At 67.0% G+C, this 15,848-nt stretch carries 13 protein-coding genes; 3 read left to right on the forward strand and 10 right to left on the reverse strand.

Annotated features, from left to right (window positions below):
• Window positions 1–19 precede the first annotated feature (19 nt).
• A complete protein-coding gene (gene murU / locus CFB52_RS14180) occupies window positions 20–739 on the forward strand; it encodes an N-acetylmuramate alpha-1-phosphate uridylyltransferase MurU (RefSeq protein ID WP_099316802.1) in 720 nt (239 codons plus the stop codon).
• Window positions 740–817: 78 nt separating this feature from the next.
• Here murU and CFB52_RS14185 read toward each other — a convergent pair whose 3' ends face one another.
• On the reverse strand, window positions 818–2,689 hold the full coding sequence (locus CFB52_RS14185) for an ABC transporter ATP-binding protein/permease (RefSeq protein WP_060314964.1): 1,872 nt from the start codon (window positions 2,687–2,689) through the stop codon (window positions 818–820).
• 175 nt (window positions 2,690–2,864) lie between these two features.
• On the opposite strand from CFB52_RS14185, the gene CFB52_RS14195 reads away from it, so the two are divergent.
• Complete coding sequence (locus CFB52_RS14195) at window positions 2,865–3,260, forward strand: acyl-CoA thioesterase (protein ID WP_006485741.1); 396 nt, start codon at window positions 2,865–2,867, stop codon at window positions 3,258–3,260.
• A 33-nt stretch (window positions 3,261–3,293) separates the two neighbouring features.
• Here CFB52_RS14195 and CFB52_RS14200 read toward each other — a convergent pair whose 3' ends face one another.
• Complete coding sequence (locus CFB52_RS14200; protein ID WP_059642940.1) at window positions 3,294–3,776, reverse strand: nitrate reductase associated protein; 483 nt, start codon at window positions 3,774–3,776, stop codon at window positions 3,294–3,296.
• A 114-nt stretch (window positions 3,777–3,890) separates the two neighbouring features.
• On the opposite strand from CFB52_RS14200, the gene fdhD reads away from it, so the two are divergent.
• Window positions 3,891–4,745: a formate dehydrogenase accessory sulfurtransferase FdhD gene (gene fdhD, locus CFB52_RS14205; protein WP_099316803.1), complete on the forward strand. Its 855-nt coding sequence runs from the start codon at window positions 3,891–3,893 to the stop codon at window positions 4,743–4,745.
• A gap of 51 nt (window positions 4,746–4,796) precedes the next feature.
• On the opposite strand, the gene CFB52_RS14210 is transcribed toward fdhD, so the two are convergent.
• The 8 genes from CFB52_RS14210 to aspS form a co-directional block, all read right to left on the reverse strand.
• Window positions 4,797–5,564: an enoyl-CoA hydratase gene (locus tag CFB52_RS14210; RefSeq protein ID WP_099316804.1), complete on the reverse strand. Its 768-nt coding sequence runs from the start codon at window positions 5,562–5,564 to the stop codon at window positions 4,797–4,799.
• 91 nt (window positions 5,565–5,655) lie between these two features.
• Window positions 5,656–6,855 (reverse strand): acetyl-CoA C-acyltransferase, encoded by a 1,200-nt coding sequence (locus tag CFB52_RS14215; RefSeq protein ID WP_060314956.1) that lies wholly within the window; start codon window positions 6,853–6,855, stop codon window positions 5,656–5,658.
• A 22-nt stretch (window positions 6,856–6,877) separates the two neighbouring features.
• Entirely contained in the window at window positions 6,878–9,313 is a 2,436-nt protein-coding gene (locus CFB52_RS14220; RefSeq protein ID WP_099316805.1) for a 3-hydroxyacyl-CoA dehydrogenase/enoyl-CoA hydratase family protein, read from the reverse strand.
• Window positions 9,314–9,425: 112 nt separating this feature from the next.
• A complete protein-coding gene (locus CFB52_RS14225) occupies window positions 9,426–11,213 on the reverse strand; it encodes an acyl-CoA dehydrogenase C-terminal domain-containing protein (protein ID WP_059578755.1) in 1,788 nt (595 codons plus the stop codon).
• 57 nt (window positions 11,214–11,270) lie between these two features.
• Window positions 11,271–11,870 (reverse strand): TetR/AcrR family transcriptional regulator, encoded by a 600-nt coding sequence (locus CFB52_RS14230; RefSeq protein WP_059578757.1) that lies wholly within the window; start codon window positions 11,868–11,870, stop codon window positions 11,271–11,273.
• 199 nt (window positions 11,871–12,069) lie between these two features.
• Window positions 12,070–13,344 (reverse strand): cardiolipin synthase ClsB, encoded by a 1,275-nt coding sequence (gene clsB / locus CFB52_RS14235; RefSeq protein ID WP_060314944.1) that lies wholly within the window; start codon window positions 13,342–13,344, stop codon window positions 12,070–12,072.
• Window positions 13,341–13,835, reverse strand: a complete 495-nt coding sequence (nudB, locus tag CFB52_RS14240) for a dihydroneopterin triphosphate diphosphatase (RefSeq protein WP_059578816.1) — start codon at window positions 13,833–13,835, stop codon at window positions 13,341–13,343. The genes clsB and nudB overlap by 4 nt, the downstream gene beginning before the upstream one ends.
• A 159-nt stretch (window positions 13,836–13,994) precedes the next feature.
• Window positions 13,995–15,797, reverse strand: a complete 1,803-nt coding sequence (gene aspS / locus CFB52_RS14245) for an aspartate--tRNA ligase (protein ID WP_006485737.1) — start codon at window positions 15,795–15,797, stop codon at window positions 13,995–13,997.
• Window positions 15,798–15,848 lie beyond the last annotated feature (51 nt).

Here is a 15,848-nt window from a genome sequence, read left to right on the forward strand (position 1 = left end):
CCCTTACACCCAGTCGAACATGAGCCCTACCCTGACCACGGCGATGATCTTCGCCGCCGGACGCGGCGAACGGATGCGTCCGCTGACCGACACCTGCCCGAAGCCGCTGCTCGAAGCCGGCGGCAAGCCGCTGATCGTGTGGCAGATCGAGGCGCTCGCGCGTGCGGGCATCGACACGATCGTGATCAACCATGCGTGGCTCGGCGAACGAATCGAGGCCGCGCTCGGCGACGGTTCGCGCTGGGGCGTGCGGATCGCGTATTCGGCCGAAGGCGAAGCGCTGGAAACCGCCGGCGGCATCGCACAGGCGCTGCCGCTCATCGAGCGCGACGGCCAACCGACCGTGTTCGCGGCCGTCAGCGGCGACGTGTACTGCGCCTTCGACTACCGGACGCTCGCGCCGCGCGCCGCCCGGATGGCCGCACTCGACACGCCGGCGATGCACCTCGTGATGGTGCCGAACCCGCCGTTCCACCCGGCCGGCGACTTCGCGCTCGGCGACGACGGCCGTCTCGCGCTCGACGGCGCCGCGCGCTTCACGTTCGGCAACATCGGCCTGTACGACACACGGATGTTCCGCGATCTCGCGCCCGGCACGCGGCGCGCGCTGACGCCGTACTACCGCGCGGCGATCGAGGCCGGCCGCGCGACCGGCGAACTGTACGAAGGCATCTGGGAAAACGTCGGCACGCCCGCGCAGCTCGGCGAGCTGGACGCGCGGCTGCGCGCCGCGGGCTGAGCGGAGCCGACGGACGGCCGCGCACCGTCGTGCCGGCCGCCCGCTGCGCGCCACGGCACGCAGCACACCCGCAAGCCGTTACGCGGCCTCGGCCTCTTCCCCGCCGGCTGCCGCGCGCTGCTGCTGCAGCGCCCACATCTGCGCATACAGCCCGTCGGCGCGCACGAGTTCGTCGTGCGTGCCGCGCTCGACGATCCGCCCGTGATCCATCACGAGAATCTGCTGCGCGTGCACGACCGTCGACAGCCGGTGCGCGATCACGAGCGTCGTGCGATGCCGCGCGATCTGGTCGAGTTCGTGCTGGATCGCGCGTTCCGAGCGCGAATCGAGCGCCGACGTCGCTTCGTCGAACAGCAGCACCGGCGGATCCTTCAGCAGCGTGCGCGCGATCGCGACGCGCTGCTTCTCGCCGCCGGACAGCTTCAGCCCGCGCTCGCCGACCGGCGTGTCATAGCCCTTCGGCAAGCTCTCGATGAAATCGTGGATGTGCGCGGCGCGCGCGGCCGCGACCACCTCGTCGCGGCTCGCCGTCGGCCGGCCGTACGCGATGTTGTAGTAGATCGAGTCGTTGAACAGCACGGTGTCCTGCGGCACGATCCCGATCGACGCGCGCAGCGATTCCTGCGTGACGTCGCGAATGTCCTGGCCGTCGATCCGGATCGCGCCGCCCGTCTGCCGGTCGAGATCGTAGAAGCGGAACAGCAGCCGCGACAGCGTCGATTTCCCTGAACCGCTGTGGCCGACCACCGCGGTCGTCGTGCCGGCCTCGATCGTAAAGGTCACGTCGTGCAGGATCGGCCGCGACGGCTCGTACGCGAAGTTCACGTGCTCGAAGCGCACCTGCGCGCCGGCCACCGCGAGCGGCGGCGCATCCGGCCGGTCGGCCACTTCCTTCGGCGCCGACAGCAGCCCGAACATCCGATCCATGTCGGTGAGGCTCTGCTTCAGCTCGCGATAGACGACGCCCAGGAAATTCAGCGGGATGTACAGCTGCAGCATGAACGTGTTGATCAGCACGAGATCGCCGAGCGTCAGCTTGCCCGCGAGCACGCCCTGCGTCGCGCGCCACAGGATGAACACGAGCCCCGTGCCGATGATCGCCTGCTGGCCGAAGTTCAGCACCGACAGCGAGTTCTGCGAGCGGATCGCGGCCTTCCGGTAGCGCTTCAGGTTCTCGTCGTAGCGCTGCGCCTCCCACTCCTCGTTGCCGAAGTACTTCACCGTCTCGTAGTTGATCAGCGAGTCGATCGCCCGCGAGTTCGCGCGCGAATCGAGTTCGTTCATCGTGCGGCGGAAGTGCGTGCGCCAGTTGGTGACCTTCACGGTGAACACGATGTACGTGACCAGCGCCGCGAACGTCACGTACGCGTAGTAGGCCTCGTACTTGACCACGAAGAAGCCGAGCACGAGCCCGACCTCGACGAGCGTCGGCAGAATGCTGTACAGCGAGTACGAAATCAGTTGCTGGATGCCGCGCGTGCCGCGCTCGATGTCGCGCGACATGCCGCCCGTCTGGCGTTCGAGATGAAACCGCAGCGACAGCCCGTGCAGGTGTCGGAACACCTGCAGCGCAAGCTGGCGCACCGCGCTCTCCGTGACCTTCGAGAACAGGATCTCGCGCAGCTCGGTAAAGAGCGACGTCGACAGCCGCACGAGCGCATACGCGACGACCAGCAGCCCGACACCGCCCGCGAGCACGATCCCGGCCGACTGCTCGGCACGGCCGAGCGCGGTGAGCTGCTGCACGGCGGACAGGTGATCGACGATACGCTTCATCACGACCGGCACGCCGAGGTTCGCGACCTTCGCGCCGATCAGGCAGCCGAGCGCGAGCGCGACCCGCCATTTGTAGGTGGTCAGGTACGGCAGCAGCGACCGGATCGTCTGCCAGTCGTTGCGAGGCCCGGTCGAAGCCGGCGCGGGCTCGCCGGAAGCGGGAAATCGGCGCATGGGGAAAAGGTCCTGCGGCGATGCCGGACGCGCGTATCGACGGCCGGCTCGCGCGCTTTCTCGTACAATTTGCGAACGTTGTATTGTCGCAGAAGCCGCTTCGCGCCGCTGCCGGCGGCCTTGCCGGCCGGCCTGCGCGCGGCGGCCCATTTATTACAGGATGAAAGCCCCCGCCATGACCGATTCGACCCTCGAACTCCCGCAGAAGCAGCCCGCGCTGCGCGTCGTCCCGCAACCGCACGACGCGAACGTTCACGGCGACGTGTTCGGCGGCTGGATCATGTCGCAGGTCGACATCGCCGGCTCGATTCCCGCGAGCCAGCGCGCGAACGGCCGCGTCGCGACGGTCGCGGTCAACTCGTTCGTGTTCAAGCAGCCGGTATTCGTCGGCGATCTGCTGAGCTTCTACGCCACGATCATGCGCACCGGCAACACGTCGATCACGGTCGACGTCGAGGTGTACGCGCAGCGCATGCGCCTGATGGGCGAAGTCGTGAAGGTCACCGAAGCGACGCTCACCTACGTCGCGACCGGCCCGGACCGCAAGCCGCGGCAACTGCCGCCGCTCTGACGCGGGCACGCGCAGCGGCGCGGCAGGCGGCCGTCAATGCGTGGCCGTCAGCCCGAACTCCCGCATCGCGGGCAGGAAATCGTGATTCAGCTTCGGCTTGCGCGACAGCTTCACCAGCACGTAGCGCTGGAACGGCGCGAGCCGCTGCCACTGCGCGAGCGCGGGCGCCGGCAGCCCGGCCAGCGCGCTCTGCTGCACGAGCGACTCCGGCACCGTGTCGACGTCGCGCCAGGCCGGCTGCTCGTCCGGCTGAAACCATGACGGCTCCAGATCGGCGTGCGTGCGCAGCATTTCGAACAGCGCATGATCGAAGTTGGGCTCGATCGCGGTGTCGTCGTCGGCCGGGAAGCGCGCGAGCAGCTTGCGATCCTCGAGCGGCAGCAGTTGCCACTGTTCGAGCGAAATCCGCAGCCCGAAGCGGTCGAGATTGAAACGCACGATCATCGGGATGTACGTGAAGTTTTCCGACGAATCGTGTTCGAAGTTGAAGAGCAACGGAGCGTCGCTGAGTCCCATGGTCGTTACCTGACGTGGCGGATGCCGGCGCGGCCGGCTTGCCTGGGGTATTTTAGAACCTCTGCGCGCGGGCGGCGGCACGATCGTCGCCGGCCGTGCGTCGAATCAACGGGAGTGCTCGTGAATCCGACCCAATCAGACGATCCGCGCGACGCGTTGCGCGATGAAGCGCGCGGCGCGATCGAGCTGCCCGTGAGCCGCACGCGCGGCGGCGCGGTCGAAACCGCGCACGACTTCGTCGGCCAGGAATGGCCGGTCGCACTCGTCTTCAACGGCATCTCGCACGCGGTGATGATGTGTACCCCATGCGACCTCGAAGCGTTCGCGGTCGGCTTCGCGATCTCGGAGGGGATCGTCGCGCGCGGCAGCGACATCAAGGACATCGAGGTAATCCTGCATGCCGATGCGCCGTTGCCGCACGCGGAAGTCCACCTGGAAGTCGTCCAGCAGGCGTTCGCCGCGCTGAAGGACCGGCGCCGCGCGCTCGCCGGGCGCACGGGCTGCGGCGTGTGCGGCATCGAAAGCATCGACCTGCTCGATCTGGCGCCCGAACGCGTGCCCGATACCGGCTTTCTCGCGCGCCTCGCGCCCGATGCGCTGGCGCGCGCCGCGCATGCGCTGCCGGCGCATCAGGCGCTCACGAAACTGACCGGCGGCCTGCACGCGGCCGCGTGGTGCGACGCAACAGGCGCGATCCGTGCGGCATTCGAGGATGTCGGCCGCCACAATGCGCTCGACAAGCTGATCGGCTCGCTCGTGCTGTCGCGCGCCGATACCACCGACGGCTTCGTGTTCCTGTCGAGCCGCGCGAGCTACGAGCTGGTACGCAAGGCCGCGCGGGTCGGCATCCCGCTGGTCGCGACCATCTCCGCGCCGTCGTCGCTCGCGATCGAGATCGCGAAGGCGGCCGGCTTGCGGCTCGTCAGCTTCTGCCGCGAAACGGGCCACGTCGACTACGGCACGGCCTGATCGCGATCGCGGCCGCGCACCGGCGATCCCCCGCCGGCGCGGCCTGCGCCGTCAGTCGAACTGACGGAAATCCGGCTTGCGCTTTTCGAAGAACGCCGTCATCGCCTCGCGCGCTTCCGGCGCGCGCAGCATCGCCGAGAAGTGACGCGCTTCCTCGGCCATCCGCGCGGGCGTCGCCACGCCGCCCGTCTCCTTGAGCAGCGCCTTCGTCACACGCAGCGATGCCGCCGGCAGCGCCGCCAGCTTCGCCGCCTGCTTCGCCGCGAATGCGTCGAGCTCCGCCGCCGGCAGCACGCGGTTGACGATGCCGATCCGGTGCGCTTCCAGCGCGTCGAACGCCTCGCCCAGCAGCAGCTTCTCGGCGGCGACCTGATGGCCGGCCAGGCGCGGCAGCAGCGCGCTCGACGCGGCTTCCGGGCACAGCCCGAGCTGCACGAAAGGCAGCGAGAACGTCGCGGTGTCGGCCGCGTAGACCAGATCGCAGTGCAGCAGCATCGTCACGCCGACGCCGACCGCAATGCCCGGCACCGCTGCCACGATCGGCTTGCTCGCGCTGCTGATCCGCGCCAGGAACTGGAACACCGAGGCGGTGTCGTCCTTCGGCGGCGATTTCAGGAAATCCTCGAGATCATTGCCCGCGCTGAAATTGCCGTCGCTGCCGCGCAGCAGGATCACGCGCGTCGCCTTGTCTTCCTGCGCGTCGGCGAGCGCGTCGGCCATCGTCTGGTACATCGCCGCCGTCAGCGCATTCTTCTTCGCCGGGCGTGCGATCGTGATCGTCATCACGCCGTCGGCGCGTTCCACTTGAATGTCGGCCACAACCGTCTCCTTTGACTGTCTCTACCGGAATGAAAAAACGGTGCGCGAGCTCGTGGCCCGCGCACCGTCGTCGCTTTTATCCGCGCCTCGCTTACAGGCGCTCGATGATGCCCGCGGCGCCCATGCCGGTGCCGACGCACATCGTGACCATCCCGTACTTCAGGTTGCGGCGGCGCAGGCCGTGCACGACGGTCGCCGCGCGGATCGCGCCGGTCGCGCCGAGCGGGTGGCCCAGTGCGATCGCGCCGCCCATCGGGTTGACCTTCGACGGATCGAGGCCGAGGTCGCGCATCACCGCCAGCGATTGCGCGGCGAACGCTTCGTTCAGTTCGATCCAGTCGAGATCGTCCTGTTTCAGGCCGGCGGCCTTCAGCGCGGCCGGAATCGCTTCCTTCGGACCGATACCCATGATTTCCGGCGGCACGCCGCGCACCGCGAAGCTCACGAAGCGCGCGAGCGGCGTCAGGTTGAATGCCTTGAGCACCTTCTCCGACACGACGAGCAGCGCGCCCGCGCCGTCCGACGTCTGCGAGCTGTTGCCGGCCGTGACCGAGCCCTTGTTCGCGAACACCGTGCGCAGCTTCGCGAGGCCTTCGAGCGACGTATCCGCGCGCGGACCTTCGTCGAGCTTGATCTCGCGCGTCTTCACGTCGACTTCGCCGGTCGCGAGGTTCGGGAAACGCTCGGTGATCGTGTACGCGGCGATTTCGTCGCCGAACTCGCCGGCCTGCTGCGCGGCGAGCGCCTTGCGGTGCGACTCGACCGAGAACGCGTCCTGGTCCTCGCGGCTCACCTTCCACTGCTCGGCGACGCGCTCGGCCGTCAGGCCCATCCCGTACGCGATGCCGAAGTCTTCGCTGCGATCGAAGATGTGCGGCGACATCGACGGCTTGTTGCCCATCATCGGCACCATGCTCATCGATTCGCAGCCGCCCGCGAAGATCGCGTCCGATTCGCCGACGCGGATGCGGTCGGCCGCCATCGCCAGCGCGGTGATGCCCGACGCGCAGAAGCGGTTGACCGTCACGCCGCCGACCGTCTGCGGCAGGCCCGCCAGCAGCGCGCCCATGCGCGCGACGTTCAGGCCCTGCTCTGCTTCCGGAATCGCGCAGCCGATGATCGCGTCCTCGATCACCTTCGTGTCGAGGCCGGGCACCTGAGCGACCGCCGACTTGATCGCGTGAACCAGGAGTTCGTCGGGGCGCGTGTTCTTGAAGACACCGCGCGGGGCCTTGCCAATCGGGGTGCGGCTGGCGGCGACGATGTATGCGTCTTGCAGTTGTTTGCTCATTTCAGACTCCTTGTCTGCTCGCTCAGTTACGCACCGGCTTGCCGGTCTGCAACATGCCCATGATCCGTTCCTGCGTCTTCTGCGTGCCCAGCAGCTCGACGAACGCGCGACGCTCGAGCGCGAGCAGCCATTCTTCGTCGACGAGGCTGCCGGCTTCGACGTCGCCGCCGCACACGGCTTCGGCGATGCGGCTCGCGATCAGGTAGTCGTGGTCGCTGATGAAGCGGCCGTCACGCATGTTGACGAGCGATGCCTTGATCGTCGCGATCGCCGAGCGGCCCGCGACCGGCACGTCCTTCGCGCGCAGCGGCGCGCGGTAGCCGGTGGCGGCCAGCGCACGCGCTTCCTTCTTCGCGGTGTCGAGCAGTTCGAACACGTTGAAGACGATCGTGTCGGACGGCTTCACGTAGCCCATCGCACGCGCGTCGTGCGCGGACGACGACACCTTCGCCATCGCCGCGTTCTCGAACGACTTCGTGACGAACTTCAGGATGTCGGTGGTCGCGTTCGCGGCCGTCGCGGCTTCCGCTGCGCGCAGCGCCGCTTCCTTCAGGCCGCCGCCGGCCGGCACGAGGCCGACGCCCACTTCGACGAGGCCGATGTAGCTCTCGACGTGCACGACGCGCTTCGCGCTGTGCAGCATCAGTTCGCACCCGCCGCCGAGCGCGATGCCCGACACGGCCGCGACGACCGGCACGTTCGCGTACTTCACGCGCAGCATGCCTTCCTGGAACTTCTTCACGAACGGCTCGATGCCCTTCGCGCCGCCCATCATGAACGCGGGCATCGCCTCCTCGAGGTTCGCGCCGGCCGAGAACGGGCCGCCCGGCGTGCCGAGCTTCAGCGACGTCGGCTGCCAGATCACCACGCCCTTGTAGTCCTTCTCCGCGAGTTCGATCGCCTGCACGAGGCCGTCGATCACGCTCGGTCCGATCGTGTTCATCTTCGACTTGAACGACACGATCACGACGTCGTCCTCGCCGGCACGGTCGTCGACCCACGCGCGCACCGCGTCGGTTTCGAACAGCGTCTTGCCGTACGTCTTCGGGTCTGCGCCGGCTTCGCCGACGAGCGGCGCACGGAACACCTGCTTGTCGTACACGGCCAGGTCCGAACGCGGCACGAAACGCTTGGCGGCCGGCGCCCACGAGCCTTCTGCCGTGTGCACGCCGCCCTTCTCGGCGACCGGGCCTTCGAGTACCCACGACGGCAGCGGCACGTTCGCGAGCGCCTTGCCGGCCGCGATGTCTTCCTGCACCCATTCGGCGACCTGCTTCCAGCCGGCGGCCTGCCAGCCTTCGAACGGGCCTTCGTTCCAGCCGAAGCCCCAGCGGATCGCGAGGTCGACGTCGCGCGCGTTGTCGGCGATCGATTCGAGATGCACGCCGATGTAGTGGAACACGTCGCGGAAGATCGACCACAGGAACTGCGCGTGCGGATGGTTCGTCTCGCGCAGCAGCTTCAGGCGTTCCGCCGGCGGACGCTTCAGGATGCGGCCGACCGTTTCGTCCGCCTTCGCGCCCGAGTCGACGTAGGTGCCCGTCTTCGCGTCGAGCACCTTGATCGCCTTGCCTTCCTTCTTGTAGAACCCGCCGCCCGTCTTCTGGCCGAGCGCGCCCTGCTTCACCAGCTCGGCGAGCACGGCGGGCGTCTGGTAGACCGGGAAGAACGGATCGTCGGCGAGCTTGTCCTGCATCGTCTTGATCACGTGCGCCATCGTGTCGAGGCCGACCACGTCCGCGGTGCGGAACGTCGCCGACTTCGCGCGGCCGAGGCGGCTGCCCGTCAGGTCGTCGACTTCGTCGAAGCGCAGGCCGAACTTCGCGGCCTCGGTGATCACCGCGAGGATCGAGAAGATGCCGACGCGGTTCGCGATGAAGTTCGGCGTGTCCTTCGCGCGCACGACGCCCTTGCCGACGACGCTCGTCAGGAACGTTTCGAGCTGGTCGAGGATTTCCGGCCGCGTATGCGCGGTCGGGATCAGCTCGACGAGGTGCATGTAGCGCGGCGGGTTGAAGAAATGCACGCCGCAGAAGCGCGCCTTCAGCTCGTCCGAGAAGCCTTCGGACAGCTTCGTGATCGACAGGCCCGACGTGTTGGTCGCGAAGATCGCGTGCGAGGCGATGTGCGGTGCGACCTTCTTGTACAGGTCGTGCTTCCAGTCCATCCGCTCGGCGATCGCCTCGATCACGACGTCGCATTCGGCGAGCTTCGCGATGTCGTCCTCGTAGTTCGCCGCTTCGAGATACTTCGCGTCGTCCTTCACGCCGAACGGCGCGGGCGACAGCTTCTTCAGGTTCTCGATCGCCTTCAGCGCGATCGCGTTTTTCGGGCCTTCCTTGGCCGGCAGGTCGAACAGCAGCACCGGCACGCGCGCGTTGACGAGGTGCGCGGCGATCTGCGCGCCCATCACGCCGGCGCCCAGCACGGCGACCTTGCGAATCAGGAAATTGCTCACGGGATGTCTCCGGATAGTGTCGTGCAGCGCGGAATATGGGGGCTGCACGGCGAAGTGAGTACCAGAACCGTTGCGTTCGGGCGGCGCGCGGCGCGCACCGCCCGGACTTGGATCAGAACAGCGATTCGTCGACTTCCATCAGCGTCTTCGAACCGGCGCGCGCGGCGCGGATCGTCGATGCCGTTTCGGGCAGCAGGCGCGCGAAGTAGAAGCGGGCGGTGGCGAGCTTCGACTTGTAGAACGGATCGCCCGACGCTTCGTTGTCGAGGGCGATGCGCGCCATGCGCGCCCAGAAGTACGAGAACACCAGGTGGCCGACGGTGCGCAGGTACGGCACGGCCGCGGCGCCGACTTCGTCCGGGTTCTGCATCGCCTTCATGCCGATTTCCATCGTCAGCTTCTGCACCTTTTCACCGATGTCGGCGAGCGGGTTGATGAACTCGGCCATCTCCGGCTTCACGCCTTCGGCTTCCGCGAATTCGGTCACGAGCTTGCCGAACTTCTTCAGCTTCGCGCCCATGTCGCCGAGCACCTTGCGGCCCAGCAGGTCGAGCGACTGGATCGAGTTCGTGCCTTCGTAGATCATGTTGATCCGCGCGTCGCGCACGTACTGCTCCATGCCCCACTCGGAGATGAAGCCGTGGCCGCCGTAGATCTGCATCGCATGGTTCGTGCACTCGAACGCGTTGTCGGTCAGGAACGCCTTGATGATCGGCGTGAGCAGCGCGACGAGGTCGGCCGCTTCCTTGCGCACCGCTTCGTCGGCGTGCGACAGCTCCTTGTCGATCTGCAGCGCGGACCAGTACGTGAATGCGCGCGCGCCTTCCGCGTAGGCCTTCTGCGTGAGCAGCATGCGGCGCACGTCCGGGTGCACGATGATCGGGTCGGCCGGCTTGTCCGGTGCCTTCGGGCCGGTCAGCGAACGCATCTGCAGGCGTTCCTTCGCGTACGTCAGCGAGTTCTGGTACGCGACTTCCGTGAGGCCGAGGCCCTGCATGCCGACACCCAGACGCGCGGCATTCATCATCACGAACATCGCGTTCAAGCCCTTGTTCGGCTCGCCGACCATCCAGCCCTTCGCACCGTCGAGGTTCATCACGCACGTCGAGTTGCCGTGGATGCCCATCTTGTGCTCGATCGAGCCGCACTTGATGCCGTTGCGCTCGCCCGGCTCGCCCGAAGCGTCCGGAATGAACTTCGGCACGATGAACAGCGAGATCCCCTTCGTGCCTTGCGGCGCGTCCGGCAGGCGCGCGAGCACGAGGTGGACGATGTTCTTCGACATGTCGTGCTCGCCGCTCGAGATGAAGATCTTCGTGCCGCTGATCGAGTACGAGCCGTCGCCGTTCGGTTCGGCCTTGGTGCGCAGGATGCCGAGATCGGTGCCGCAGTGCGGCTCGGTCAGGCACATCGTGCCGGTCCATTCGCCCGACACGAGCTTCGGCAGGTATTGCTGCTGCAGTTCCGGCGCGCCGTGCGCGTGCAGGCATTCGTACGCGCCGTGCGACAGGCCCGGATACATCGTCCAGGCCTGGTTCGCCGAGTTCAGCATTTCGTAGAGTGCGTTGTTCACGAACGCGGGCAGGCCCTGGCCGCCGTAGTCCGGATCGCAGCCGAGCGCCGGCCAGCCGGCTTCGACGTATTGCCGGTAGGCCTCCTTGAAGCCGGTCGGGGTCTTCACGACGCCGTCGCCTTCATACGTGCAGCCTTCGCGGTCACCGACCTGGTTCAGCGGGAACAGTACCTCGGAGCAGAACTTGCCCGCTTCCTCGAGGACCTGGTTGATCGTGTCGGCGTCGAGGTCCGCATGCTTGGGCATTTGCTTGACTTCGGCTTCGACGTTCAGAAGCTCGTGCAACACGAATTGCATGTCGCGCAGCGGCGCGGCGTACTGTCCCATGACTCTCTCCAAAGGTGGGCAAACGGCTCGAGCTCCTGGCGGGCGGGTCACGCGCCGCTAACGGCTCTCGCTCTGATACGAAACAATCGTCTTTTCCAGCGCGGCCCACGTGAGGCGCACGGCGTCCGGCGAATGCAGGAAGCGTGCGTCGTGATGCAGGCCGAGCGTGAAGCTGTACAACTCGAAGAGCATCAATTCCGGATCCGTGTCCGCGCGCAGATGCCCTTCTTCCATCGCCTGCGAAATGGCGCGCAGCAACGCGGCACGCCAGGCGGTCACGCTCGCGATCAACTGTTCGCGCACGGGGCTGTCCGGCCGGTCGTCGTACTCCACCGCGCCGCTGATGTAGATGCACCCGGTCGTCACCTCCTGGATGCGCTTCTCCATCCAGCGCGCCAGCATCGCCCGAAGACGCGGCAGACCGCGCGCCTCGCGCAGGCTCGGAAAGAACACCTCGTTCTCGAAACGATGGTGGTACTCGCGCACGACCTCGACCTGCAGGTCCTCGCGCGATCCGAAGTGCGCGAACACGCCGCTCTTGCTCATCTGCATGCGCTCGGCCAGCAGGCCGATCGTCAGCCCCTCCAGCCCGTCACGGCTGGCGAGGTCCAAAGCAGCTTCGAGTATCGCGGCACGCGTCTGTTCGCCTTTTCGCATAGCTATTTCTGTAACCGTTCGGGGGTTCGAATAAAATCGAACGGCCGTACTATTATTGAGTGCGGCCGCTCGCGAAACAAGGAAATTATTAGAAACCGGTGTCTAACCGAGCCGCTATTTTGCGCGATTCCGGCGGGACCGGAGCGGCTTTTCCGCACGAACGTGCGGACGGATTTTTGAAGTGAATGCTTAGTCTGCGTCAGTCGTAACCGCCGACCGTCAGCGCCTTCATCAGGAGGCGGTACGTGTTGTACGCCAGCCAGTTCAGCAGCCGCTCGATGCGCGGGCGCGCGGCGTAGTGCGCGGCGTCGATCTCGCGCCCTTCGGCGAACGCGGTGGCGATCGCGTCGCGCAACTGGTTCGTGACTGCATCGTAGCGCACCAGCACGACGTTCGCTTCATTGTTCAGCATCAGGCTCAGCGCGTCCAGATTCGACGAGCCGACCGTCGCCCAGTTGTCGTCGATCACGGCGACCTTGCCGTGCAGGATCGTCTTGTCGTATTCGGCGACGCGCACGCCCGCGCGCAACAGCGAGTGATACAGGAACGGCACGGCCGTATCGAGCGCCGTGAACTCCTTGCGGCCGATCAGCACCTGCACGTCGACGCCGCGGCGGGCCGCGCCCGTCAGCGCGCGGCGCAGCTTACGGCCCGGCATGAAGTACGGATTCGCGAGCAGGATCCGCTGGCGCGCCTGGCCGATCGCCGCGAGATACGCCTTCTCGATCGCGCGGCGATTCACGACGTTGTCGCGCGCGACGAACGCCACGCTCGGCTCCGTCACGACCCGCAGCGCGCCGGCCTTGATCCACCGGTGGCTGCGCATCCAGCGCCGGAACATGTCCGGGAACGCTTCGCCGCCGTGCAGCCCGGCCGCGTACTGCGCGTACGGCTTGTGGCCGAACTGGATCCGGTGCCACTGCAGCTCGAACGCGGCGCGCACGTCGGACACCGCGGGCCCGGCCATCTCGACCGCGAAATCCCAGCGCGGGAACGGCAGCGTCGCGCTGCCCTGCGTGTAGTCGTCGACGATGTTGATGCCGCCGCAGAACGCGACCGCGTGATCGACCACCGCGAGCTTGCGGTGCGTGCGCGAGAAGCCGAAGCGGCCGAACAGGTAGCGGTTGTAGATGCAGTGCTCGACACCGGCCTCGGCCCACGTGTCGAACAGCGGCAGGCGGGCGGTGCCGATACCGTCGGTGATCACGCGCACGCGCACGCCGCGCTGCACCGCGCGGATCAGCGCGTCCGACACCGGCCGGCCGGCCGCGTCGTCGCAGAAGATGTAGGTTTCGAGCATCACCTGCTCGCGGGCGGCATCGATCCGATCGATCAGTGCCTGGAAGAATTCGCCGCCGGTTTCGCACAGCCGCACGGTGTTGCCGGCCGTAAACGCGAGCCGCGACGCGGAGCCGCGCTCCTGCAGGAACATCTGCCGCAATTGCGCGAAGCGCTTGCGGGTTTCCGCATTCATGCGGACGAGCCGTGCGGCGCCCGCGCGAGCGCCACGCGTACGGGCAATTGCAGGATCGCCTCGGCGTTCGACGGCGAGAAACAGCGCGCGGCCGCCTCGCGGAACGGCAGCCACGCGTGGTCGACGTGCTCGCGCGGCGACAGCGTCACGTCGACGCGATGCGGCACGCACAGCCCGAACCAGTGCTCGACGTTGCGCGTGACGCCCGGCGCATAGCGGTGCAGGTATTGCGGATAGATCGTGTATTCGATCCGGTGATGCCAGTCGACGAGCGCGCTGGCCGGCACGTCGGGCGTGCCGACCGCGATGCCGGTTTCCTCGGCTACTTCGCGCGCGGCGGTGAGCGCGAGCGGCTCGTCGAGCGCGTCCTTCGAGCCGGTGACCGATTGCCAGAAATCGGGCTGGTCGGCACGCTTGATCACGAGCACGTCGAGGTCGGGCGTGTAGATCACGACGAGAACGGATTCAGGGATTTTCGGCGGCTTCGTCATCTTGGTTTCATGCGGCACGGGGCCGTGCGTCGGCCCTGTGCCCCGAACGTGCGGCAAGTGCTGCGACTGTACCGCAAAAAATGAAAAAGGCGCACCGCGCCTTTTTCATGGGTGTCGTGTGGGCGTGACCGCACACACGACAGAGGGGGCGAAAGCGCGTTACGCCTTCGGCTGCTCCGGCTGACGCAGACGGATGTGCAGCTCGCGCAGCTGACGCTCGTCGACCGGGCTCGGCGCCTGCGTGAGCAGGTCCTGCGCACGCTGGGTCTTCGGGAACGCGATCACGTCGCGGATCGAATCGGCGCCGGCCATCATCGTGACGATGCGGTCGAGACCGAACGCGATACCGCCGTGCGGCGGCGCGCCGTACTGCAGCGCGTCCAGCAGGAAGCCGAACTTCGCCTGCGCTTCTTCCGCGCCGATCTTCAGCGCGCGGAACACCTTGCTCTGCACTTCCTCGCGGTGGATACGCACCGAGCCGCCGCCGATTTCCCAGCCGTTCAGCACCATGTCGTACGCCTTCGCGAGGCAGCGGCCCGGATCGGTCTCGAGGTACTCGAGGTGCTCGTCCTTCGGGCTCGTGAACGGATGGTGCGCGGCGACGTAGCGCGCGTCTTCGTCGTCATATTCGAACATCGGGAAGTCGACGACCCACAGCGGCTTCCAGCCGGCCTGGACGAGACCGTTCGCCTTGCCGAATTCCGAATGGCCGATCTTCAGGCGCAGCGCGCCCAGGCTGTCGTTGACGACCTTCGCGCGGTCGGCCGCGAAGAAGATGATGTCGCCGTCTTCAGCGCCGGTGCGCTCGAGGATCGCCGCGATCGATGCGTCGTGCAGGTTCTTGACGATCGGGCTTTGCAGGCCGTCGCGGCCCTTCGCCTTCTCGTTGACCTTGATCCACGCGAGGCCCTTCGCGCCGTAGATACGCACGAATTCCGTGTAGCCGTCGATGTCGCCGCGCGACAGCTCGCCGCCCTTCGGCACGCGCAGCGCCGCGACCCGGCCGTCCTTCGCGTTGGCCGGCGTGCTGAACACCTTGAAGTCGACGTCCTTCATCGCGTCGGTCAGCTCGGTGAATTCGAGCTGCACGCGCAGGTCCGGCTTGTCCGAGCCGAAACGCGCCATCGCTTCCGAGTACGGCATCACCGGGAATTTCGCGTCGAGCTCGACGTCGATCGTCGTCTTGAAGATGTGACGGATCATGTCCTCGAACAGGTCGCGGATTTCCTGCTCGCCGAGGAACGACGTTTCACAGTCGATCTGCGTGAATTCCGGCTGGCGGTCGGCGCGCAGATCCTCGTCGCGGAAGCACTTGGTGATCTGGTAGTAACGGTCGAAGTTCGCAACCATCAGCAGCTGCTTGAACAGCTGCGGCGACTGCGGCAGCGCGAAGAACTGGCCCGCGTTCACGCGCGACGGCACGAGATAGTCGCGCGCGCCTTCCGGCGTGCTCTTCGTCAGCATCGGCGTTTCGATGTCGATGAAGCCCTGTTCGTCGAGATACTTGCGTGCCTCGATCGCGACGCGGTAGCGCAGGCGCAGGTTGTGCTGCATCTGCGGGCGGCGCAGGTCGAGCACGCGGTGCGTGAGGCGCGTCGTTTCCGACAGGTTGTCGTCGTCGAGCTGGAACGGCGGCGTGACCGACGCGTTCAGCACGTTCAGCTCGTGGCACAGCACTTCGATCTTGCCGCTCTTCAGGCCGGCGTTGACCGTGCCTTCCGGACGGTTGCGCACGAGGCCCTTGATCTGCACGCAGAACTCGTTGCGCACGCCTTCGGCGGTCGCGAACATCTCGGCGCGATCCGGGTCGCACACCACCTGCACGAGGCCTTCACGATCGCGCAGGTCGATGAAGATCACACCGCCGTGATCGCGGCGGCGCTGCACCCAGCCGCACAGCGACACGGTTTGGCCCAGCAGGTGTTCGGTCACGAGACCGCAGTATTCAGTACGCATCGACATGATGTTTGCTTTCGTTCGGTTTGATCAACGGGCGCCGCAACGCGCGGCCCG

The sequence above is a fragment of the Burkholderia sp. AU18528 genome, from assembly GCF_002223215.2.
In the GTDB taxonomy this organism is placed as follows: domain Bacteria; phylum Pseudomonadota; class Gammaproteobacteria; order Burkholderiales; family Burkholderiaceae; genus Burkholderia; species Burkholderia semiarida.